The sequence below is a fragment of the Rhodococcoides corynebacterioides NBRC 14404 genome (assembly GCF_001894765.1).
GTDB lineage: Bacteria > Actinomycetota > Actinomycetes > Mycobacteriales > Mycobacteriaceae > Rhodococcoides > Rhodococcoides corynebacterioides.
In genome coordinates this window covers 689,976-712,593 of record NZ_BCWV01000002.1, presented here as the reverse complement: position 1 = coordinate 712,593, position 22,618 = coordinate 689,976, and the positions used below count along the sequence as shown (strand labels likewise).

The following is a 22,618-nucleotide window of genomic DNA, read 5'->3' as shown; positions in this document are numbered from 1 at the left end:
GGTGATTCGGTGATGCGGACAACTCGGACTGGCATCCGATTGTTCCCGTACCCGTTTCTCCCGCGGCCGACGCCGTGCGTGCGTTCCGGCGAACTCGCGTAGAAGAAGCATGACCGCCGCGGGTGTGCGGCCCGTGTGATAAAGCTGAGCTCCCCCTGAGAGTCCGGACCGCGCCGTCCCGGCGGGCCGCGCCCGGTTCCTCGGCATGACGGCCGAAGCCCCGTGCTCGTTCGCTACTGTCTGCGCTGTGACTGTCGACGCCGCGACGATGCTGACCTACGCCGAGAACTCCGTCGTCGAGGACGACGTGCTGGTGGCCGCCCGCGAGCGCGCCGTCGATCTCGGCGCGGCCCCGGTCCCGCCGTCAGTCGGCGCCGCGCTGAGCATGATCGCGCAACTGTCCGGGGCTCGCACGGTGGTGGAGGTCGGCACCGGCGCCGGAGTCAGCGGACTGTGGCTGCTCGACGGGATGCGTGCCGACGGCGTCCTGACCACCATCGACAGCGAGCCCGAGCACCAGCGCGCGGCGCGGGAATCGTTCCGAGCCGGCGGAATCGCCCCGTCGCGGACGCGGCTGATCAACGGTCGGGCGATGGACGTCCTCCCCCGCCTCGCCGACGCGTCCTACGACCTCGTCTTCGTCGACGCCACGCCGCGGGACCACGTCGGCATCATGACCGAGGGCGTGCGCATGCTGCGTCCCGGCGGAGCGCTCGTCCTGCACAACGCGTTGCTGGGCGGTCGGGTGGCCGATGCGGCCGCGCGCGACGAGGCCACCGTGGCGGTCCGGGCCGCGGCGCGGGCGATCGCCGAGAACGAGGCGCTCACCGCCGTCGTCCTGCCCATCGGAGACGGTCTGCTCTGCGCCTCGCGCCTGCCCGAGTGACGGGCCGGGATCGGGTCTAGATCCAGACGCCCTTGCCGACGGCGACGACACCGCCGGCCGAGACGGTGAACCGCTCCTTGTCGCGATCGCGATCCACGCCGATGATCTCGCCGGGGTTCACCACGACGTTCTTGTCGAGGATGGCGTTGCGCACCACGGCGTTCCGACCGATGCGGACGCCCGGCATGATGACGCTGCCCTCGACCGTGGCTCCGGCGTCGATCATTACCGACGAGCTCAGGACGGAGTTGCGGACCGTCGCGGCGGACAGGATGCTCCCGGCGCCGACGATGGACTCCTGCGCCAGGCCGCCCTGGACGAACTTGGCGGGCGGGAGGTTCTCGGCCGTCCCGCGAATCGGCCATCGCTTGTTGTAGAGATTGAAGACGGGGTGCACCGACACCAGGTCCATGTGGGCGTCGTAGAAGGCGTCGATGGTGCCGACGTCGCGCCAGTATCCCTTGTCCCGTTCGGTCGCCCCGGGAACGACGTTGTCCTTGAAGTCGTACACCGACGCCATACCGGCGGCGACCAACGCGGGGATGATGTCGCCGCCCATGTCGTGGTCGGAGTCGGTGTTCTCCGCGTCGGCCTTGATGGCGTCCACGAGCACCTTCGTGGTGAAGACGTAGTTGCCCATCGAGGCGAACGTGCTGTCCGGGTCGTCCGGCGTGCCCGGCGGATCGGCCGGCTTCTCGAGGAACTCGGTGATGTTGCCCGCCGCGTCGCTGTCGATGCATCCGAAAGCCGTTGCCTCGCTGCGCGGCACGCGGATGCCGGCGACGGTCACCCCGGCTCCGGAATCGATGTGCTGCTGCACCATCTGCTCCGGGTCCATGCGGTAGACGTGGTCCGCACCGAACACGACGATGTATTCGGGGTCCTCGTCGTACACCAGGTTGAGCGACTGGAAGATCGCGTCCGCGCTGCCGGTGTACCACCGCGGCCCGAGACGCTGCTGCGCCGGCACCGGGGTGATGTACTCGCCGCCGAATCCGGACAGACGCCACGTCTGGGAGATGTGCCGGTCGAGCGAGTGCGACTTGTACTGCGTCAGCACGCACAATCGCAGATACCCGGCGTTGACCAGGTTGCTCAGCACGAAGTCGATGAGGCGGTAGGCGCCGCCGAACGGCACCGCGGGTTTCGCGCGGTCCGCCGTCATCGGGAAGAGCCGTTTGCCCTCGCCGCCGGCGAGCACGATTCCGAGTACATGCGGCTGGGTCCTCACGAGTACCAACCTATCGGGTTGTGACGGAGCAGCGCCGGATATGGATCGAATGGACGCCGACGCGTTACGTTTCTCTCATGCGCGTCGCGATGATGACCAAGGAATATCCCCCGGAGATCTACGGCGGCGCCGGTGTGCACGTCACCGAATTGGTCCGACGCCTGCGCGACCTCTGCGAGGTCGACGTCCACTGCACGGGCGCACCGCGCGACACCGCGATCGTCCACTCCCCCGATCCGGCGCTGGCCGATGCAAACCCGGCACTGACCACCCTGTCGAGCGGGCTGCGCATGGCCGCGGCCGCCGCCGACGCGGACGTCGCCCACTCGCACACGTGGTACACCGGGCTCGCCGGTCACCTGGCGGCGGAACTCCACGGCATCCCGCACGTGCTCACCGCGCACTCGCTCGAACCCCGCCGCCCCTGGAAGGCCGAGCAACTCGGCGGTGGGTACCGCGTCTCGTCGTGGTCCGAACGCAACGCCGTCGAGTACGCCGATGCCGTCATCGCGGTGAGCGACGGGATGAAGGCCGACGTGCTGGACTGCTACCCCCGCCTCGACCCCGCCCGAATCCACGTGGTGCGCAACGGGATCGACACCGCCGTGTGGCACCCCGGCCCTCCCGAGGCGAGCGACGAGCCCGCCCTGACGGCCCTCGGCGTCCGGACCGACCGGCCGATCGTCGCGTTCGTCGGCCGCATCACCCGACAGAAGGGCGTCGGGCATCTGGTCGCCGCCGCCCACGCGTTCGACCCGTCGATCCAGCTGGTGCTCTGCGCCGGCGCACCCGACACCCCCGAGATCGCCGTCGAGACCGAGCGCGCCGTGGCCGAGCTCTCGGAGAAGCGCGGCAACGTCTTCTGGGTGCGCGAGATGTTGCCGACGGAGCAGATCCGCCAGATCCTCACCGCCGCCGCGGTGTTCGTCTGTCCGTCGGTGTACGAGCCGCTCGGCATCGTCAATCTCGAGGCGATGGCGTGCGAGACGGCCGTGGTCGCGTCCGACGTCGGCGGCATCCCCGAGGTGGTCGCCGACGGCCGCACCGGAACCCTGGTGCACTACGACGCCGCCGACACCGGCGCCTTCGAGGCCGACCTCGCGGCGGCCGTCAACGCCCTGGTGGCGGACGAGGAGCGCAACCGGGCCTACGGCGTCGCGGGCCGCGAGCGAGCGGTGGCCGAGTTCGCGTGGGAGTCGATCGCGCAGCAGACGCTGGAGGTCTACACGGCCGCAGGCCGATAGCTCACTCGGCCGCAGGCCGACAGATCATTCGGCCGCGGGTCGGTAGACCGAGACGGTGACGGCCACGGTGACCTCGATCGGGGTCGGGAGGGCCGTCACGCGGGCCGCCAACTCGGCGGGGGTGACGTGGCGCGCCGACGGGCCCATGCCGACGACGGCGCCGACGTCCTCCGGGGTCAGGGACATGGTGTAGCCGACCGCGCGTCGATCGATCCGGTCGAAGGTGCCCGCGAGGGAGTCGCCGAGTCGACGCGTCTTGTTCTCGTCCACGCGGATCAGGTCCAGCGCCGTCACCAACTCCCCGAGGTGCCGCTCGGTGGGAGTGACCACCACCAGTCGACCGCCCGGAGCCAGCACCCGCGCCAGTTCGGGCACGTTGCGCGGGGAGAAGATGGACAGCGCCGTGTCGATCACGCCCGTGCGCACGGGGAGCGCCGTCCACACGTCGGCGACGACGGATGCGGCCCGCGGATGCGCTCGGGCGGCCCGCCGCGCGGCCGCCTTGGACACGTCGACGCCGACCCCCACCGCACTCTCGCCGACGGCGTCGAGGACGCGCGCGAGATAGTGACCCGTCCCGACCCCGACGTCGAGGATTCGGTGGCCGTCCGCGACGTCCGCGACGGCGTCCATGATCGAGTCGTAGCGGCCCGAGCCGAGGAACCGATCCCGGGCGGCCACCATGTCCGTGCTGTCGCCGGTGAACTTGCCGCCACCGCCGGACAGCAGGCTCACGTGTCCGCCTCGCGCGACGTCGAAGGTGTGCCCGCTCTCGCACAGCAGCGTCGGCGGATCGGCGTCGAGGCCCGCGCCGCAGTGCGGGCAGGCCAGCAGGGCCACGGCCTCGTCGATCATCGGTGCAGCCTCTTCTCCGCTCGTGACGGGCCCTGTGAGGGTGGAACCCGGGACGACGACGGCCCCCGGGACGGCGACAGCCCCGCCGGAACAACCGACGGGGCCGTGCGCGAGTGCAGTTCGCTTCTCAGCCGGTGACGCCCTTGAGCTCGTCGCCCAGTGCGGCCGCCTCGTCGGGAGTGAGCTCGACGACCAGACGTCCTCCGCCCTCGAGTGGAACCCGCATGACGATTCCTCGTCCTTCCTTGGTCGCCTCGAGCGGACCGTCGCCGGTCCGGGGCTTCATGGCCGCCATCCTCTGCTCCCTCCAGATCTGCGCCGACCTGCTCCGCGCATGACATGTTCCTCTCGCGCTCCGCCGGGGTCCGGCGAGGTGCGTGCACCATATTGTTCCCTATCGAACGGAACGACGGGAAACGGACACCCCCTTCGGCGCCCAGCGCACACCCCGTCCCGGCCCTGCGCACACCCCTGCGACGGCCCCGGGAACGCCCCTCAGCGCGTCGGGGGAACCCAGCAGTCCTGCAGGTGGTCGTCGACCATTCCGGTCGCCTGCATGAGGGCGTAGGCCGTCGTGGGGCCGACGAAGCGGAAACCCCGCTTCTTCAGCGCGGTCGCCATCGCGGTCGACTCGGCGGTCACCGCCGGGACGTCCGCGGCGGTGACCGGCCGCGGGCGCGGCGGGGGCGCGTGGGACCACAGCAGAGCGTCGAGATCGACGTTCTCCGACACCACGAGCCGCGCGTTGGCGACCGTCGCGAGAATCTTCGCGCGGTTGCGGACGATGCCGGGGTCGGCGAGCAGCCGCTCGACGTCGTCGTCGTCGAATGCGGCGACGGCGTCCGGATCGAAGTCCGCGAACGCGGACCGGAAGGCATCCCGCTTGCGGAGCACCGTGATCCAGGACAGACCCGATTGGAACGCCTCGAGGCTCACGCGCTCGAACAGTGCACGCGTGCCGTGCACCGGCTGCCCCCACTCCTCGTCGTGGTACCGCGCGTACAGGGCGTTCTCCGCCGGGTCGGGAGACCACGTGCAGCGGACGCGGCCGTCGCTGTGCATCACGGTTCGACCGGCTCCGACGGGGGCGCGGCGGCATCCCGCTCGGCGAGACGTGTTCGCAGACCGTCGATCTCGTCGGCGAGACGATCGAGGGCCCAGTCGACCTCGCCGCAGTCGTAGCCGCGTGGGCGCAGTCGGAACCGCAGGGCGCGGACGTCCCGCCCCGTGACACCCTGCGCCGGCAGCGCCGTGGCGGTGGTCTCGGGCGGGAGCGGTTCCATCTCCTCGCCCCGCCCGAACACCACCGACGCGAGCAGGAACAGCACGACGGCCACGACCGCGATCGAGACGACGTAGAGCAGGATCGTCACCATGGGGCCGATCCTGTCACGGCGGACACGGTCGGCGCCGCCCCGGCGGAGTCCACACGGGTCACCGCGTGCGGTCGGCCCAGGGTCGGACCGTGCGCATCGGTGGACGGTCGACGAGGGAGACGTCGGTGACCGAGGCGACGAATTCGCCGCCCTCCGGCCGGAACTGGGTGATACCGGCGCCGGAATCGGCGATTCCTGCGCGACCGAGCATGGTGCCGACGATCTGCCGACTCATGGCCCCCAACTGATCGAGGGGACGGTTCCGATGCCGTCGAACACCGAGATCCACCTGCCCGATCGCGTCGAGGCCGTAGCGGTCGTAGGTGTCCATGAGCAGCCCGATCTCCACGCCGTACCCCGGCGCGAACGGCACCGCCGTCAACAGCTCGCGGGTGCCGGCGTACTCCCCGCCGAGCGGCTGCACGATGCCCCCCAGCTCCGGTCGCAGCGCGGCGAGCAGGGGACGCGCGACGAGTTCGGTGACCCGACCGCCGCTGTGGGCCTCGCTCGACCCGGCGAGCGGACGACGATAGAACCCCTTCACGAGGTGCAGGCCGCGCCGGGTGAGCAATGGGCCGAGCAGTTTCGGGACGAAGCCCGGGTCCGGGTCGATGAGATCGGAGTCGACGAAGACCACGATGTCGCCCGTCGTGGCGGCCAGGGACCGCCACAGCACCTCGCCCTTGCCGGGAGCCGTCGCGACCTCGGGGACGGCCTCCTCCCGCGTGACGACGTCCGCCCCGGCCTCCCGCGCGCGGGCGGCGGTCGCGTCGGTGGACCCCGAGTCCAGGACCACCAGTTCGTCGACCAGTCCGCCGACCAGCGGCGAGATGGAGGCGACGACGTCGCCGACGGTCGCTTCCTCGTCGAGGGCCGGCAGCACCACCGAGACGGTCCGAGCGCCCTTCGCCGCGACGAGTTCGTCGACGGTCCAGCGCGGGTCGGACCAGGTGGTACCGACGTCGGCGAGGGCGGCCGACACGGCGGACACGGCCGACGACGTCACGCGAGACCTCGCACGGTGCGAGCGGGCGGACGCGTGCCGGCGATCGCCGCGACCATGTCGACGACGCGTCGGGTGGGTCCGACCTCGTGGACCCGGAACATGCGCGCTCCCCGTTCGGCGCTCAGTGCTGTCGCAGCCAAGGTTCCCTCCAAGCGTTCGGCAAGTCCGACTCCCAGAGTCTCCCCCACGAAATCCTTGTTGCTCAGCGCCATCAGGACCGGCCATCCGCTGTTGACCAGACTGTCGACGTGCCGTAACAAGGCGAGCCCGTGGTGGGTGTTCTTGCCGAAGTCGTGAGTCGGGTCCACCAGGATGCCGTCCTCGCGGACGCCGGCCGCGGCAGCGGCCTCGGCGGCGCGCGTCACCTCGGTCACCACGTCGCTCACCACGTCGGCGTACCGCACCCGGTGCGGGCGAGTACGCGGCACCGCGCCCCCGGTGTGCGAACACACGATGCCGGCCCCGACCTCGGCGGCCACGCCGACCAGATCGGGATCGGCTCCGGCCCAGGTGTCGTTGACGAGGTCGGCACCCTCGGCGCACGCCCGCCGTGCCACCTCCGCGCGCCACGTGTCGACGCTGATCACCACGTCCGGGTACGCCGACCGGATGGCCGCGACGAAGGGCACGACCCGGCGGGTCTCCTCCTCGACGTCCACCGTCGCACCGGGACCGGCTTTGACCCCGCCGATGTCGAGGACGTCGGCACCCTCGTCGACGGCGCGATGGACGGCGGCCATCGCGGCCTCGTCGGAGAACGTCGCTCCCCGGTCGTAGAAGCTGTCCGGGGTGCGGTTGACGATCGCCATCACCAGCGCACGGTCGGTCGCGACGGGACGGCCGCAGAAGGTCGGGAACGGATGCACCCGACCATCTTGCCTTCCCGCCGCGCCGGCCCTGCTCAGCCCTTGGGCAGCTTGCCGCCGCCGACCTCGTCGGCGTAGCCGTCGTAGAACTCGACGTAGCCGTCGGCCTTGCCCTTGAGCACGTACAGATCGCCGTCGCCGTCCCCGTAGCCGGTCTTCCGGAGTTCGACCTTCTTGCTCTTGAACGTCGAGGTGGCCTCGAGGGAGTCGACCACGCGGACGAAGAGCGGCACCGCGTAGCTGGGCAGCGACTCGTACGCATGGGTGGCGACCGAGGCGCCGTCGAACTTCTTCCCGCTGCGCATCGTCAGCGCCGCCATGCCGGCCTTGCCGTCGGCGCCCGGGACCTCGACGCCGAACACCACGGCCTGGTCCACGTCCGGGTGCGATCCGAGAGCGCCCTCGACCTGCGTGGTGGCGACGTTCTCGCCCTTCCAGCGGAACGTGTCGCCGAGCCGGTCGACGAACGCGACGTGCCGGAAGCCCTGCTGGCGCACCAGGTCTCCGGTGTCGAACCAGCAGTCGCCGTCCTTGAAGCCGTCCTGCAGGAGCTTCTTCTTGGTGGCGTCCTCGTCGGAGTAGCCGTCGAACGGCGCGCGGTCGGTGATCTTCGACAGCAGCAGACCGACCCCGCCGGCCGAGACCTTGGTGAGCCGACCGTTGCTGTCGCGCTTGGCCTTGCCGGTCTCGTCGTCGTACTCCACCACGGCGTACGGCAGCGGGCAGAAGCCGGCCGTGCGGTCGAGGTTGAACGCGTTGATGAACGCGATGTTGCACTCGCTGGCACCGTAGAACTCGGCGACGCGCGAGATGCCGAAGCGCTCGGTGAACTCGTGCCAGATCTCCGGTCGCAGACCGTTTCCGACGATGAGCCGGATCGTGTTGTCCTTGTCGGACGGCTTCTCGTCCTGCGTGAGCAGGTACCGGCAGAGTTCGCCGATGTAGGTGAACGCCGTGGCCTCGTTGGCCCGGACGTCGTCCCAGAACCGGGAGACCGAGAACTGCTTGCCGATCGCGATGGCGGCGCCGGAGGCGAGGACGGACGACAGCGACACCGTGAGCGCGTTGTTGTGGTAGAGCGGGAGGCAGCAGTACAGCACGTCGTCCTTGCGGAGCCGCACACCCATGCTGCCCAGGCCGGACATCGACTTGAGCCACCGGAAGTGGCTCATGAGGCTGGCCTTCGGCATGCCCGTCGTGCCGGAGGTGAAGATGTAGTACGCCTTCTCCTTGGCCTGGATCTCGGCCGTGACAGCGGGGTTCTCCGCACTGGCGGACTCGGCCAGCCGGTCCAGCTCCTCGGCGTGCAGCACCACCTTCTCCGGCAGGGCCTCGTCCAGCGAGTCGAGGGCCTCGAGGCAGTCCTCGTCGACGACGACCACCCGGGCGTCGAGGATGCCGAGGCTGTGCTCGAGCACGTCGCCGCGCTGGTTGAAGTTCAACATGCCCGCGGTGGCACCGAGCTTCACCGTGGCCAGGGCGACGAGCAACGTGCGCATCGAGTTCTTGGCCAGCACGCCCACCACGTCGCCGCGCTGGACCCCCCGGTCGACGAGCACCGACGCGTAGCGGTTGACCAGATCGTTGGCCTGTCCGTACGTCAGGGTGTCGCCCTCGAAGCGGACGAAGGGCCGCTCGGGGTGCTTGGCGGCCGCGCGCTGGAAGATGAACCCGATGGACTCCTTGTCCGTCGGCTTGCGCAGGAACCCAGGCACGCCCCGGATCACCGTCGGCAGAGCCGGGGCCATCTTCGCGGTCGCGGTGGCGAGATCCAGCAGTCCGATCTTGTGACGAGCGTCGGCAGCCATACGTTTCCTCCCTGACGAGCCGGCCTTCGTCTGTGTCCGGCTTGTGACGATGCTTACCTTACCGATTGGTAAGTTTCACCACACGTCACACGTCGAGATTGCAGGCGTCGAGGGCGGCGCCGACGGTGGTCACCCGGATCAGCCGAGCGAGGGACGACGGGGAGACGAAGCCGGTTCCCGACAGTCCGTCGAGCCAGTCGAGCAGAGGCGAGAAGTGCCCCGTCGGGTCCAACAGCACGACCGGCTTGGTGTGCATGCCGAGGTAGCCGGAGGTCCAGGTCTCGAACAGCTCCTCGAGCGTGCCGATTCCCCCCGGGAGAGTCACGAAGGCGTCCGCGCGATCGTCCATGATGCGCTTGCGCTCGCGCATGGTCTCGGTGACCACCAACTCGTCGGCCTCGACGTCCGCGACCTCCCGTTCGACCAGCGCACGGGGGATGACACCCACGGTTCGACCACCCGCGGCCCGGGTGGCTCGGGCGACCGCGCCCATCATCGAGACGTTGCCGCCGCCCGAGACGAGCGAGCCGCCGCGCCGGCCGATCTCGGTGCCGAGCGCGGTGGCGAGATCGAGGTGCCGTTGCTCCACCGGACCCGACGCGCAGTAGACGCACACCGTCGTCACTGCTGCGCGCTCTCGTCGATCCACCGGACGACCTCGTCGACGTCGTCGGTGCACCGGATCAAGGCCACGTCGGACTCCGAGACGGTGCCGGCCTCGACCAACGTCGTCGTGATCCACTCCAACAAGCCACCCCAGAATTTCGTGCCGAACAGAATGATCGGAAAGCGGGTGATCTTGCGTGTCTGGACCAGCGTCAACGCCTCGAACATCTCGTCGAGCGTGCCGAATCCACCCGGCAGACAGACGAACGCCTGCGAGTACTTCACGAACATCGTCTTGCGCACGAAGAAGTAGCGGAAGTTCACCCCGAGGTCGACCCACGGGTTGAGGGACTGCTCGAACGGCAGCTCGATACCGAGACCGACCGAGAGTCCGCCCGCCTCGCACGCACCCTTGTTGGCGGCCTCCATCGTTCCCGGTCCGCCCCCCGTCACCACCGCGTAGCCCGCCTCGGCGAGCGCGGCACCCAATCGGACGCCCGACTCGTACACCGGCGATCCCGACGGCGTGCGCGCGGATCCGAACACGGTGACGGCACGGGGCAGTTCGGCGAGCGCACCGAAACCCTCGACGAACTCGCTCTGGATGCGTAGCACCCGCCACGGGTCGGTGTGCACCCAGTCCGAGGGGCCCCGGTAGTCGAGCAGCCGTTGGTCCGTCGTCGAGTTCGCCCGGGTGCGGCGGTCCAGTATCGGGCCGCGGTAGCGCGCGGCCTGTCGATCCTGCGTCATGGGGGTGAGGTTAACGGCCCGACGGACCGCGTCCGGTGGTGAGGTAGCGCCGCAGGACGTCGGCCACTCGAGTGATCTGTTCGGTGGGCACCCGCTCGTCGCGCTTGTGGGCCAGGTTGGGGTCGCCGGGGCCGTAGTTCACGGCCGGAATGCCGAGCGCGGAGAAGCGGGAGACGTCGGTCCACCCGTACTTGGCCCGGAACCGGCCACCGGCCGCCTCCACCAGCGCGGCCGCGGCGGGCGCGGCGAGACCCGGCAGCGCCCCGGGCGACCGGTCGGTCACCTCGAGTCGCACGCCGTCGCCGGCGAGCACCTCCGAGGCGTGCGCCACGGCGTCGTCCACCGAGCGGTCGGGAGCGAAGCGGAAGTTGACGTCGACGGCCGCCTCGTCCGGCACCACGTTGCCCGCCACTCCCCCGACCACTCGAACCGCTTGCAGTCCTTCGCGATACACGCACCCGTCGATCTCGACGGTCCGCGGCTCGTACGCCGCGAGTCGCGTCAGCACCGCGCCCAGCCGATGAATGGCGTTGTCGCCCAACCAGGACCGCGCCGAGTGCGCGCGCACGCCCGTCGTCGTCACGCGGATGCGGAGCGTCCCCTGACACCCGGCCTCGATGAACCCACCCGACGGCTCCCCGAGGATCGCGACGTCACCGTGCAGCCAGTCCGGCAGCTCGCGTTCGATCCGGCCGAGTCCGTTGGCGGTGGCCTCGATCTCCTCGCAGTCGTAGAAGATCAGCGTGAGGTCCGCGACGGGGTCGGCCACGGTGGCCGCGAGGTGGAGGAACACCGCGTCGCCCGACTTCATGTCGACGGTGCCGCAGCCGTGCAGGACATCGCCTTCGGGCCCCCCGCGCTCGCGCCGCGACGGCACGTTGTCGGCGATCGGGACGGTGTCGAGGTGACCGGCCAGGATCACCCGCGTCGGCAGCCCACGGTGGGTGCGCGCCAGCACCGCGTTGCCCGAGCGGATGACCTCGAAGCCGGTGGTCTGCTCCCGCAGGGCCTGCTCGACGGCGGCCGCGAGCGTGGCCTCGTCGCGGGACACGCTCGGGACGTCCACGAGGGCGGCGGTGAGGTCGATCGGGTCGGCATGCAGGTCCAGGACCACGGGTGCGCTCACGATCGTCGACCCTACTGCCGTGCTCTAGGCTCGGGCACCGTGACCACAGGCGCATCGGCAACAGGACTCGCAACCATCACCACCTCGGGCACGGTGCTCGACACCTGGTACCCCGCCCCCGAACTGGGCGAGGTCACCGAGACCGGCACCACCCGCCTCCAGGGCGCGGACGTCCCCGAGGACCTGGCGTCGCTGGTCGGTGCGGACGACGCGCGCGGCGTCGACGTCGTCGCCGTGCGCACCACCATCGCCTCGCTGGACGACGCGCCCACCGACGCGCACGACGTCTACCTCCGCCTGCACCTGCTCTCGCACCGCCTGGTCGCGCCGCACGGCGTGAACCTCGACGGCCAGTTCGGCCTGCTCGCCAACGTGGTCTGGACCAACCACGGCCCGGCCGCCGTCGACGGGTTCGAGGTCACCCGCGCGAAGCTCCGAGCGCGCGGCCCCGTCACGGTCTACGGCGTGGACAAGTTCCCCCGCCTCGTGGACTACGTGGTCCCGACGGGCGTACGCATCGGCGACGCCGACCGCGTGCGCCTGGGCGCGCATCTCGCGTCGGGCACCACCGTCATGCACGAGGGCTTCGTCAACTTCAACGCCGGCACGCTCGGCTCGTCGATGGTCGAGGGGCGCATCTCCGCCGGCGTCGTGGTCGGCGACGGCTCGGACGTCGGCGGCGGCGCGTCGATCATGGGCACCCTCTCGGGTGGCGGCAAGGAGGTCATCTCCGTCGGCGAGCGGTGCCTGCTCGGCGCCAACGCGGGCCTGGGCATCTCGCTCGGCGACGACTGCGTGGTCGAGGCCGGGCTCTACATCACCGCCGGCACCAAGGTGACCGGACCCGACGGCACGGTGGTCAAGGCCGCGGCCCTCAGCGGGCGGTCGAACCTGCTGTTCCGCCGAAACTCCGTCTCCGGGGCCGTCGAGGTGGTTCCGTGGAAGGGCACCGGAGTCGAACTGAACTCCATCCTGCACGCCAACGACTGATCGCGGCGCCGCGGTCGGCAGATCCGGGGGGACCATGACCGAACCGCGACTCGAGACCGTTGCGACCGAGGACCTGACGGAACACGACGCGCACCAGGCGGAAGCCTTGGTGCGCGCCATGTTCGGTAGCGAGTTCGCCCCGCACGATTGGGTGCACGGCCTGGGTGGGACGCACGTGCTGGCCCGGCTCGACGGTCTGGTGGTCGCGCACGCCGCGGCGGTCCCCCGGCTGCTCGTCCACGACGGCAAGGAGATCGACGGCCGCTACGTCGAGGCCGTGGCGGTCGACTCGGACCGCCGCGGCACCGGACTCGGCCGCATCGTCCTCGACCGTCTCGAGGCGGTGATCGACGACGAGGGTGCCCTGGGCGTGCTCAACTCGCTGCCCGACGCCGTCGGGTTCTGGGAGGGCCGCGGGTGGGTGCGGTGGCGTGGCCTGCTCGGGGTGGTCGGGAACGGCGAGGACCCCCGGCCACCGGCCGACGACGAGAACGTCATGGTGTTCCGACCGCCGAGCAGCATCGACGTCGAGGGCACCTTGTGCGTCAACAACCGCGTGGGTCCGCGCTGGTAGTTCGCGGGCGCACGCCAAGCACCGAACCACCGTTCCATCCTTGACACGCCCGCGGAACGGGCGTTCACTTCTTGCCGTGGTGTACCGACGAACCCCTGCGGTCCAGGAACGGCTCGACGCCGCCCGCTCCCGCATCGTCACGGCCGCGCTGTCCCTCGTGGCCGAACGCGGCTACTCCGCGTGCGGGGTGGCCGACGTCGCCGCCCGTGCCGGCATCGGAGTGGGCACCGTCTACCGCTACTTTCCCGGCAAGGGTGACCTGCTCGCCGAAGTCTTCCGTGACGCCTGCACCCGTGAGGTGGCCGCCGCGACCGCGGCGGGAGTACGCGCGGCCGCGACCGGTACGCACACCGACTCGCTACTCGCCTCGGTCCGCACCTTCTGCGAACGCGCCTGCCGCGCACCGACTCTCGCCTATGCCCTCCTGGCCGAGCCCATCGACGCCCTCGTCGAGACCGAACGCCTCGCCTTCCGGCGGTCGTTCGCCGACGCCCTCGCCGCCGCCATCCGCGCCGCCGTGCAGGACGGCGAACTCCCCGATCAGGACGCGTCCCTGACCGCGGCCTGCCTCGTCGGCGCCATCGGCGAGGCGCTGGTGGTCCCCCTCGCGCGCGGGGACGTCGACGCCCGCGTGCTCGACGCCCTCGAGACCTTCGCCCTCCGTGCGCTCGGCGCACCGGACCCCGACGTCAGGAGCACCACATGACCCCCACCCACACCGTCACCAACCAGGTTCCGCCGCTGGTCGAGTACGACGTCGCGGATCAGCCCGTGCTGCTCGAAGCGCTGCACCGCGAGGGGGCGGGCGACGCCGAGGCGGAGCTGCATCGGGTGGGTCGACTGGCCGGGAGCGCGCAGGCGCAGCGGTGGGGAGAGCTGGCCGAGGCTCACCCGCCGGTCCTGCACACCCACGATCGCTACGGCAACCGCGTGGACGAGGTGATCTACGACCCCGCCTACCACGAATTGATGCGCACCGCAGTCGGTCTCGGTCTGCACGGCGCCCCGTGGGCCGATCCGTCGCCGCACGCCCACCTGATTCGGGCCGCGACGTCGAGCGTGTGGAGCGTGGTCGATGCCGGGCACGGGTGTCCGATCTCGATGACGTACGCGGTGGTGCCGGCACTGCGCGCGAACCCCGACCTCGCCGCGCAGTACGAGCCCCTGCTCACCACCCGCGTGTACGACCCGACGTTCCGGCCGCCGCGGGAGAAGGGCGGGTTGATCGCGGGCATGTCGATGACGGAGAAGCAGGGCGGCTCCGACGTGCGCGCCAACACCACCACGGCCGTACCGCGGCCCGACGGCACGTGGTCGTTGACCGGCCACAAGTGGTTCACCTCGGCCCCGATGTCGGACATCCTGCTGGTCCTGGCCCAGAGCGAGAACGGGCAGGCCGGAGGCCGGTCGGGAAACCACGGGTTGTCCTGTTTTCTGCTGCCGCGGATTCTGCCGGACGGCACACGCAACGCCATGGCGATCCAGCGCCTGAAGGACAAGCTGGGCAACCACTCCAACGCCTCGAGCGAGGTCGAGTACGACGGTGCCACGGCCTGGCTGCTCGGCGAGGAGGGTCGCGGTGTGCGGACCATCATCGAGATGGTCAACATGACCCGGCTGGACTGCACGCTGGGCAGCGCGACGGGGATGCGCGACGCCACGGCGCGGGCGATCCATCACGCGACGCACCGGGCCGCGTTCGGCAAGCAGTTGGTGGATCAGCCGGCGATGCGCAACGTGCTCGCGGACCTCGCCGTCGAGTCGGAGGCCTCGACGACGGTGGCACTGTGGCTGGCGGCCCTCACCGACCGCGCCGCGGCCGGCGACGAGCGTGCCGCGTTGCTCCGCCGGATCGGGTTGGCGGTGAGCAAGTACTACGTGTGCAAGCGCGGCCCGGCGCACGCGGCCGAGGCGTTGGAGTGCCTGGGCGGCAACGGGTACGCCGAGGAGTCGGGCATGCCCAAGCTGTACCGGGAGGCGCCGTTGCTCTCCATCTGGGAGGGCTCCGGCAACGTCGCGGCGCTCGACACGCTGCGCGCCGTGGCCCGCCAACCGGAGACCCTGACCGTCCTGTTCGACGAACTCGACAGCGCCGCCGGCGCCGACGACGCTCTCGACGCGGCCGTCCGGCGGGTGAAGTCCGCGTTCACCGACGTCGCGACGCTCGAGCACCGCGCCCGTCGGGTGGTCGGTGATCTCGCGCTGGCCCTGCAGGGATCGCTGCTGGTACGCCACGGTCATCCCGCGGTGGCGGACGCGTTCACCGCCACCCGGCTCGGCGGCGACTGGGGCACCGTCTTCGGCACTCTGCCCACCGGGGTCGACACCGCGGCGATCATCGCGCGCAACACCCCGAAGGTGGGCGCGTGAGCGAGCGCCCGGCCGCGTGGCGCGACGGGTGGGACGAGGGCGAGGACAGCGCGTTCGCGGGCCGAGACCCGGCGGGGACGGACGACCACCGCTACGCGACCCTGACGTACGAGGTCACCGGCCGCATCGCGCGGATCACCTTCGACCGTCCCGAACGCGGGAACGCCATCACGGCCGACACCCCGCTGGACCTGGCGCACGCGGTCGAACGTGCCGACCTCGATCCGCGGGTCCACGTGATCCTGCTGTCCGGCCGCGGCAAAGGCTTCTGCGGCGGATACGACCTGTCCGTCTTCGCCGAGAACGGCGCGCGTCCGGCCGACCGGCCGGACACCACGGGCAGCGCCCTCGATCCGACCGTGCAGGCCCGCAACCACGACCCCTCGCGGACGTGGGATCCGATGCTGGACTACGCGATGATGAGCCGCTTCAACCGCGGCTTCGCGAGCCTGCTGCACGCCACCAAGCCCGTGGTGGCCAAGGTGCACGGCTTCGCCATCGCCGGCGGCACCGACATCGCCCTCTACACCGACCAGATCGTCTGCGCCGACGACGCCCGGATCGGCTATCCGCCGACGCGCGTGTGGGGCATCCCGGCCGCCGGGATGTGGGCGCACCGCCTCGGCGACCAGCGGGCGAAGCGTCTGCTGCTCACCGGTGACTGCCTGACCGGGCGCCAGGCCGTCGAGTGGGGCCTCGCCGTCGAGTCGCACCCGGCCGACGAACTCGACGCGCGGACCGAGGACTTCGTCGGGCGTATCGCGCAGATGCCGATCAATCAGCTGATGATGGTCAAGCTCGCCCTGAACAGCGCGTTGCTCGCGTCGGGGGTGGCGACGTCGACGATGATCTCGACGGTGTTCGACGGCATCTCCCGGCACACGCGCGAGGGGTACGCCTTCCAGACCCGCGCGGCGACCGTCGGGTTCCGTGAGGCCGTCCGCGAACGCGATGAGCCCTTCGGTGACGCGAAGGGTCAGGCGCCGTCGGCCACCTGAGAGATCCGTCGCGGCGAGGCGTCGGTCATGAGGTCGACGAGCACGCGGGAGACCCGCGGGTCGGACAGCAACGCCAGGTGACCCGTGCCGGGCAGGGTGTACACCTCGGACACCGGACCGCGCGCGCTGCGCAGGGTCACCAGCCCGTCGCCGACCGCGTCGGCCCACCAGGCGTGCGGATCCTCGGCGAGTGTCGCCTGCACGGCGACGTGCCGGATTCCCGGCGCCAGCGGAACGTCGGTGGCCAGGCGGAGATCGTCCACGCCTCGGCTGCGCACGTCCAGCAGGTCCGACCACACGGCGGTCTGCTTCACCCGCCGTAGCGCCCGCGACAGGTGGTACACGCCGGTGGCCAGCGGGGCGCCCTCGTGCGGTGTGCCCAGGTAGCAGGCCGTGTGCACCAAGGGCAACCAGGTGGCTCGGCTCGCCTCGACCCCGCAGGCCCGGCGCAGCACCAGTCCGCCCATGGAGTGGCCCACCAGATCGATGCGCTCGACCGGGACCGGCCAGGCCGTGACGACGCGGTCGAGCAGGTCGGCGAGCGCTGCGCCGTTGTCGACGATGCCGGTCCCCGTGTTGTACCGCAGGCACACCGCGGAGATGCCGTGGGCCGCCAACGTCTCGCCGTAGCTCCCGCGACCGTCGTGGCGGTAGTACCACGCCTGTTCCGTCTCGCCGAGGCCGTGAACGAGTATCGCGAGGTGTCCGGTGGCGAACGGGAACGCCGTCGTGAGCTCGGCCGTCTCGTTCGCGACGACGCGACGTCGGTGATGCGGGCCCAACTCGACGGCGAGGTCGTTGGCCTCGGCGACCAAGCGGTCGCCGAGCAACCCGTTCACCGCACCCACCAGGACCGATCCGGTGGCCGACGACGTCACCGCGTGCGAGACGGTCTCGTCCGGCAGCAGCTCGGACCCCGTGGCCACCGCCTTCGCGAGCGCGGCGCTGCCACCCCGCACCGCGGCGTACACGACGTCCGCGATGCCGTCGTTCACCGCGCGGATCGGGGCGGCCGGACGCCCGAGCACCCCGAATACGACGTCGTTCACCGCGCGGTGCGTGCCCTGAACCGGCCGGGACAGGATGTCGACGGCCGAGGCCAGGACGGTCGCCGCGCCGGCCACCTCGTTGCGGCGGCGGGCGCGGGGGCGATTCGAGTGCACACGTGTACTCTAATCGCCGTCGGCGACCTTCACCACGAGCTTGCCGAAGTTGCGTCCCTCGAGCAGCCCGACGAACGCGTCGGGGGCGTTCTCGAGCCCCTCCACCACGTCCTCCCGGTACCGGAAGCGGCCGTCCGCGATCCACTCCGAGACCTCGCGCTGGAAATTCTTGTAGTGCTCGCCGACGAACTCGCTCTGGATGAACCCGCGCACCGTCAGGCTCTTGGTGAGCACGCGGGTGAAGAAGCCCGGCAGCCGGTCCGGTCCCTCGGGAGCCTGCGTGTCGTTGTACTGCGCGATCAACCCGCACACGGGGACGCGCGCGTAGAGGTTGAGGCGCGGCAGCACGGCACGCGCGACCGCGCCGCCCACGTTCTCGAAGTACACGTCGATGCCGTCCGGTGTCGCTGCGGCGAGCTGCTCACGGAAGTCGTCGGCGCGGTGGTCGATCGCGGCGTCGAAACCGAGTTCGTCGATCAGATAGGCGCACTTCTCCGGTCCACCCGCGATGCCCACGGCGCGGGCACCCTTGATCTTCGCGAACTGTCCCACCGCCGAGCCGACCGGCCCACTGGCCGCCGCGACCACCACGGTCTCCCCCTCCTTCGGCTGCCCGATCACGGTCATGCCCGCGTAGGCGGTGAATCCCGGCATGCCGAGCACACCGACGGCCGTGGAGATCGGCGCCCGATCGGGGTCGAGGCGACGCACCGACGCGGCGTCGACCACCTCGTGGGTCTGCCAGCCGGAGTACGACAGCACGACCGCGCCGACCGGCAGGGTCTCGCTGCGCGACTCGACGACCTCGGCGACGGTGCCGCCGCACATCACGTCGTCCAGCGCGACAGGCTCGGCGTAGGACTCCGCGTCGCTCATCCGCCCTCGCATGTAGGGGTCGAGCGAGAGGTAGAGGACCTTCAGCAGCACCTGACCGTCATCGACCTCCGGGAGGTCGGCGGTCTCGGTGCGGAAGTTCTCGGCGGTCGGGGCTCCGGTGGGGCGGGACGCCAGGACGATGCGTGTGGAGGTGGTCATGGCCACCGACGCTACTCCAGCAGCGCCTTGCGCACTTTCCCCATGGCGTTGCGCGGCAACGACTCCACGAACCGAACCTCGCGCGGACGCTTGTGCGCCGAGAGTTGCTGCGCCACATGGTCGATCACCGCGTCCGGGGCGACGTCGACATCGCTCTCCGGGACGACGAACGCGACGATGCGCTGCCCGAGGTCGTCGTCCGGCAGACCCACCACGGCCACCTCACCGACGCCCGGCACCCCGAGAATCGCGGTCTCCACCTCGCCCGCACCCACCCGGTAGCCGCCGGTCTTGATCAAGTCGGTCGACTCGCGTCCGACGATGCGGTGGAACCCCTCCGCATCGATCGCGGCCACGTCGCCGGTGACGAACCAGCCGTCGTCGGTCCACGTCGCGGCCGTGGCCTCGGGCCTGCCGAGATAACCGTCGAAGAAGCGTCCGCGCAGCTGCAACGAGCCGATGGACTCGCCGTCGTACGGAACGTCGGACCCGTCCTCGGCGCGCAGGCGGGTCTCGATGCCGCGCAGCGGAAGGCCGACCCAGCCGGGCCGCCGTTCGCCGTCCGCGCGGGTGCTGACGGTGATCAGCGTCTCGCTCATGCCGTACCGCTCGATCGGCGCGATGCCGGTGAGTGCGGCGAGCTTCTCGAACACCGGGACCGGAAGAGGCGCACTGCCGGACACGAGCAGCCGTGCACGGCTCAGAGCCCGCGCCGACCCCTCGTCCGCCGCGATGCGCGACCACACCGTGGGGACACCGAAGTACACCGTGCCGCGCGTCGCCGCGTAGCGCTCGGGGGTGGGCTTCACGGTGTGCACCACACGGCTGCCGATGCGCAGCGAGCCGAGGATGCCGAGCACCAGTCCGTGCACGTGATAGAGCGGAAGTCCGTGGACGACGGTGTCGTTCGCCGTCCATCCCCACGCCTCGGCCAAGGCGTCCAGCCCCCGGGCCACCGCGTCTCGGCTCAGCAGAACACCTTTCGGCGGCCCGGTGGTGCCGGAGGTGTAGAGAATCAGCGCGGTGCTCTCCCCCGCGGGCTCGGGATAGCTGTGCCACGACCGTGCGTGCATGCGCACCGGGACCGTCGGCAGTCCGCCGGCGTGCTCCGGCGCCACACCCAGCCAGGCCCGTGCGCCGGAATCGGCCAACACGTGATCGAGTTCGGCGGGACCGGAATCCGGCGCCACCGGCACCACCGCGACACCCGCGATCAGCGCGCCGACCACGGCGACCACCGTGCGCGCCGTGGGCTCGGCCCACACGGCGACCCGGTCGACGCCGGCGATGCGCTCGGCCACGGACGTGGCCGCGCCGATCAGGTCACTGCGCGAGAGGACGGTGTCCCCCACCGTGACGGCGTCCTCGACGTCGTCACCGCGCGCAACCAGGTAGGGGTTCAGCGATCGGAGCAGCACGTCACGACGCCTGCGAGACGGCGACGGAGACCTCGCACGAACACCCACCCGCGACCGCGACGCAGTCGACCACCAACGCGTGACGCTCCCGATGCGCGAGCACACAGCCCGCGTCGGTGCACTCGACGGTGAAGTCGGTGTGGACGACGAGGGTTCCATGGCAGTGATCCAGCGACCCGGCGCAGTCGGGGCACGCGGGGTCGTGAAACACGGGGTCGCTCATGACCTTGTCCATGACTCCATCAGTACCACCGGCCTCCGACACGACCGCCGTTCGACACGGCGGGCCGGGCGGTGACGGTCAGAACAGCACCGTGAGCAGCGTCGCGAGGGTGACGCCGCCCAGCATGGCGAGGACCAGCACGGCGGCGACCAGTTTCACGCCGGGCCGATCCCGGACCGTCGGCTCGGTCCATTCGTCGAACGCCTCGACGTCGACGCCGTCCTGGGCGACGTAATGCACCTCGCCCGGCGGCTCCCAGTCGTCCCCCGCCGCACGGATGCGGGACTCGAGCAGAGCCAGACGTTCCCGCGCCCGCGGCGGATACGCGCGGGAGGGAGCGTTCATCGGCAGGCGTCGCGCGAGCACCACCGACCGATCGGACGACGCGGCGAACGCGGCCAGGGCGTCCCGCACGACAGGATCGGACTCGTCGCGGTCGGTGAGGAACCACGCCGCACCGGCGCCGGCCGCGTCGTCCATCGCCAGGCACGCGAAGGCGAGGAGATCCAGCGCTGGTTGCGAGGCCGGTTCCCGCTCGAGCACCGCCCCCAGACGCTTGCGAGCGTTCCACGGTTCACCGCGGGCGAGGTCCTCCTGCACGCGGTCGAGGGCGCCCACGGCTCACCTCAGACCGTCAGGCGCGCGACGGCGGCGGCGATCCGCTCGTCCGTCGCCGTGAGCGCGATCCGCACGTGCTGCTCACCGTCCGGACCGTAGAACTCGCCGGGGGCGACGAGGATGCCGCGGTCGGCGAACCAGGACGCCGAGGCGCGCCCCGATTCCCCGCGGGTCGCCCACAGGTACAGGCCGGCCTCGCTGTGCTCGATGCGGAATCCCGCGGCGGTGAGGGCGGCGGCCAGCGCCGTGCGCCGGGCGCGGTACCGCTCGCGCTGCTCGGTCTCGTGCTCGTCGTCGGACAGGGCGGCCGTCATGGCCGCCTGCACCGGGAGCGGCACCATCATGCCGGCGTGCTTGCGCACCGCGAGCAGTTCGGCCACGAGGGCATCGTCACCGGCCACGAACCCGGCCCGGTAGCTGGCGAGGTTCGACGTCTTGGACAGGGAGTGCACGGCCAGGAGGCCGGTGTGATCGCCGCCGCTGACCTCGTCGGCGAGAATCGAGACCGCCGGGGCGTCCCAGGACAGGCCCAGGTAGCACTCGTCGGACACCACCACCGCGCCGCGTTCGCGCGCGAACTCGACCACCTTGCGCAGGTGCGCGGCGCCGAGGACGCGGCCGCTGGGGTTCGACGGCGAATTGACGACGATCAGAGCCGGGTTCTCCGGACCGAGGCGGGTCAGGCCGTCGGCACGCAGCGTGCGCGCCCCGGCGAGCCGCGCGCCCACCTCGTACGTCGGATAGGCCAGTTCCGGCACCACCACGAGGTCGTCGGATCCGAGAGCCAACAGCGTGGGCAACCATGCGATGAGCTCCTTGGTCCCGATGACGGGGAGCACGGCATCGTCGGCCACACCCCCGATGCCGTAGCGACGTCGGAGCGCCGCCGTCGCGGCGGACCGGAGCGCGGGCGTCCCGGCCGTCGTCGGGTAGCCGGCCTGCTCCGCGACGGAGGCCAGCGCGTCACGGATGACGGGCGCCACCGGATCGACCGGGGTGCCGACGGACAGGTCGACGATGCCGTGCGGGTGCGCCGACGCGGTGGCCTTCGCCTCCGCGATCGTGTCCCACGGAAAGACCGGGAGACGGTCCGACACGCGCCGCCGCGACACGCGCGGCGCGAGTCCGGCCGGCGGCGCCTCGGTCACGCTCAGCTCTCGCCCATCGGCGGGAGCGACTTGATGAAGGGCGGGTCGTAGTCGGTCTTGCCGACCTTCGCCGCACCGCCGGGCGATCCGAGATCGTCGAAGAAGTCGACGTTCGCGGCGATGTAGGCGGACCACTGCTCGGGGACGTCGTCCTCGTAGAAGATGGCCTCGACGGGGCACACGGGCTCGCAGGCGCCGCAGTCCACGCACTCGTCGGGCTGGATGTAGAGCATCCGGCCACCCTCGTAGATGCAGTCGACCGGGCACTCCTCGATGCAGGCCTTGTCCAGGACATCGACGCAGGGTTCGGCAATCGTGTACGGCACT

Annotated in this window: 25 protein-coding genes; 7 read left to right on the top strand and 18 right to left on the bottom strand. The window is 71.1% G+C overall.

The features are described 5' to 3' along the window. Positions 1-205 precede the first annotated feature (205 nt). Entirely contained in the window at positions 206-886 is a 681-nt protein-coding gene (locus RC2_RS04775; RefSeq protein WP_371828717.1) for an O-methyltransferase, read from the top strand. Between the two features lie 16 nt (positions 887-902). Here RC2_RS04775 and glgC read toward each other — a convergent pair whose 3' ends face one another. Next, the gene (gene glgC / locus RC2_RS04770) at positions 903-2,117 is read right to left on the bottom strand and encodes a glucose-1-phosphate adenylyltransferase (RefSeq protein WP_068152796.1); all 1,215 of its coding nucleotides are present in this window, start codon (positions 2,115-2,117) and stop codon (positions 903-905) included. A 77-nt stretch (positions 2,118-2,194) separates the two neighbouring features. On the opposite strand from glgC, the gene glgA reads away from it, so the two are divergent. Next, positions 2,195-3,361, top strand: coding sequence for a glycogen synthase (glgA, locus tag RC2_RS04765; protein ID WP_068152793.1), 1,167 nt, complete (start codon positions 2,195-2,197; stop codon positions 3,359-3,361). A gap of 24 nt (positions 3,362-3,385) precedes the next feature. Here the strand turns inward: glgA and RC2_RS04760 are convergent, their stop codons facing one another. The 10 genes from RC2_RS04760 to dapE form a co-directional block, all read right to left on the bottom strand. Beyond that, entirely contained in the window at positions 3,386-4,216 is an 831-nt protein-coding gene (locus RC2_RS04760) for a methyltransferase domain-containing protein (protein WP_068152792.1), read from the bottom strand. A gap of 127 nt (positions 4,217-4,343) precedes the next feature. Beyond that, on the bottom strand, positions 4,344-4,511 hold the full coding sequence (locus tag RC2_RS04755; RefSeq protein WP_008714277.1) for a DUF3117 domain-containing protein: 168 nt from the start codon (positions 4,509-4,511) through the stop codon (positions 4,344-4,346). Positions 4,512-4,711: 200 nt separating this feature from the next. Then, positions 4,712-5,278, bottom strand: coding sequence for a DNA-3-methyladenine glycosylase I (locus RC2_RS04750; RefSeq protein ID WP_072681161.1), 567 nt, complete (start codon positions 5,276-5,278; stop codon positions 4,712-4,714). Then, complete coding sequence (locus tag RC2_RS04745) at positions 5,278-5,592, bottom strand: DivIVA domain-containing protein (RefSeq protein ID WP_068152791.1); 315 nt, start codon at positions 5,590-5,592, stop codon at positions 5,278-5,280. The genes RC2_RS04750 and RC2_RS04745 overlap by 1 nt, the downstream gene beginning before the upstream one ends. Positions 5,593-5,650: 58 nt before the next feature. Further along, positions 5,651-6,598: a glucosyl-3-phosphoglycerate synthase gene (locus tag RC2_RS04740; protein WP_245810958.1), complete on the bottom strand. Its 948-nt coding sequence runs from the start codon at positions 6,596-6,598 to the stop codon at positions 5,651-5,653. Beyond that, complete coding sequence (gene folP / locus RC2_RS19180) at positions 6,595-7,464, bottom strand: dihydropteroate synthase (protein WP_082895745.1); 870 nt, start codon at positions 7,462-7,464, stop codon at positions 6,595-6,597. The genes RC2_RS04740 and folP overlap by 4 nt, the downstream gene beginning before the upstream one ends. 35 nt (positions 7,465-7,499) lie before the next feature. Beyond that, positions 7,500-9,272, bottom strand: a complete 1,773-nt coding sequence (locus RC2_RS04730; protein ID WP_068152790.1) for a long-chain-acyl-CoA synthetase — start codon at positions 9,270-9,272, stop codon at positions 7,500-7,502. Positions 9,273-9,357: 85 nt separating this feature from the next. Then, complete coding sequence (locus RC2_RS04725) at positions 9,358-9,897, bottom strand: LOG family protein (RefSeq protein ID WP_068152789.1); 540 nt, start codon at positions 9,895-9,897, stop codon at positions 9,358-9,360. Then, entirely contained in the window at positions 9,894-10,628 is a 735-nt protein-coding gene (locus RC2_RS04720) for an LOG family protein (protein ID WP_068152788.1), read from the bottom strand. Before RC2_RS04720 ends, RC2_RS04725 begins: the two co-directional genes overlap by 4 nt. Before the next feature lie 10 nt (positions 10,629-10,638). Continuing rightward, a complete protein-coding gene (gene dapE / locus RC2_RS04715; RefSeq protein ID WP_068152786.1) occupies positions 10,639-11,754 on the bottom strand; it encodes a succinyl-diaminopimelate desuccinylase in 1,116 nt (371 codons plus the stop codon). Between the two features lie 39 nt (positions 11,755-11,793). Here dapE and dapD point away from each other — a divergent pair, with 39 nt between their 5' ends. The 5 genes from dapD (at position 11,794) to RC2_RS04690 (ending at position 16,686) form a co-directional block, all read left to right on the top strand. After that, complete coding sequence (gene dapD / locus RC2_RS04710) at positions 11,794-12,744, top strand: 2,3,4,5-tetrahydropyridine-2,6-dicarboxylate N-succinyltransferase (protein ID WP_072681096.1); 951 nt, start codon at positions 11,794-11,796, stop codon at positions 12,742-12,744. Between the two features lie 34 nt (positions 12,745-12,778). After that, a complete protein-coding gene (locus tag RC2_RS04705; RefSeq protein ID WP_068152783.1) occupies positions 12,779-13,318 on the top strand; it encodes a GNAT family N-acetyltransferase in 540 nt (179 codons plus the stop codon). A 76-nt stretch (positions 13,319-13,394) separates the two neighbouring features. Continuing rightward, positions 13,395-14,024: a TetR/AcrR family transcriptional regulator gene (locus tag RC2_RS04700; RefSeq protein ID WP_068152780.1), complete on the top strand. Its 630-nt coding sequence runs from the start codon at positions 13,395-13,397 to the stop codon at positions 14,022-14,024. After that, entirely contained in the window at positions 14,021-15,688 is a 1,668-nt protein-coding gene (locus tag RC2_RS04695) for an acyl-CoA dehydrogenase family protein (protein ID WP_068152776.1), read from the top strand. Before RC2_RS04700 ends, RC2_RS04695 begins: the two co-directional genes overlap by 4 nt. Next, positions 15,685-16,686, top strand: a complete 1,002-nt coding sequence (locus RC2_RS04690) for a crotonase/enoyl-CoA hydratase family protein (protein WP_068152771.1) — start codon at positions 15,685-15,687, stop codon at positions 16,684-16,686. Before RC2_RS04695 ends, RC2_RS04690 begins: the two co-directional genes overlap by 4 nt. On the opposite strand, the gene RC2_RS04685 is transcribed toward RC2_RS04690, so the two are convergent. The 7 genes from RC2_RS04685 to fdxA form a co-directional block, all read right to left on the bottom strand. Then, a complete protein-coding gene (locus tag RC2_RS04685; protein ID WP_068152767.1) occupies positions 16,665-17,849 on the bottom strand; it encodes a lipase family alpha/beta hydrolase in 1,185 nt (394 codons plus the stop codon). The two genes, RC2_RS04690 and RC2_RS04685, sit on opposite strands and share 22 nt — an antisense overlap. Before the next feature lie 9 nt (positions 17,850-17,858). Next, a complete protein-coding gene (gene curA, locus RC2_RS04680) occupies positions 17,859-18,884 on the bottom strand; it encodes an NADPH-dependent curcumin/dihydrocurcumin reductase (RefSeq protein WP_082895744.1) in 1,026 nt (341 codons plus the stop codon). 11 nt (positions 18,885-18,895) lie between these two features. Then, positions 18,896-20,302: an acyl-CoA synthetase gene (locus RC2_RS04675; RefSeq protein WP_068152761.1), complete on the bottom strand. Its 1,407-nt coding sequence runs from the start codon at positions 20,300-20,302 to the stop codon at positions 18,896-18,898. Between the two features lies 1 nt (position 20,303). Next, a complete protein-coding gene (locus RC2_RS04670; RefSeq protein WP_068152821.1) occupies positions 20,304-20,525 on the bottom strand; it encodes a hypothetical protein in 222 nt (73 codons plus the stop codon). Positions 20,526-20,603: 78 nt separating this feature from the next. Then, positions 20,604-21,143: a DUF6584 family protein gene (locus RC2_RS04665; RefSeq protein WP_068152758.1), complete on the bottom strand. Its 540-nt coding sequence runs from the start codon at positions 21,141-21,143 to the stop codon at positions 20,604-20,606. Positions 21,144-21,151: 8 nt separating this feature from the next. Further along, the gene (dapC, locus tag RC2_RS04660) at positions 21,152-22,255 is read right to left on the bottom strand and encodes a succinyldiaminopimelate transaminase (RefSeq protein ID WP_068152818.1); all 1,104 of its coding nucleotides are present in this window, start codon (positions 22,253-22,255) and stop codon (positions 21,152-21,154) included. 38 nt (positions 22,256-22,293) lie between these two features. After that, positions 22,294-22,617 (bottom strand): ferredoxin, encoded by a 324-nt coding sequence (fdxA, locus tag RC2_RS19045; RefSeq protein ID WP_068102344.1) that lies wholly within the window; start codon positions 22,615-22,617, stop codon positions 22,294-22,296. Position 22,618: the final 1 nt, after the last annotated feature.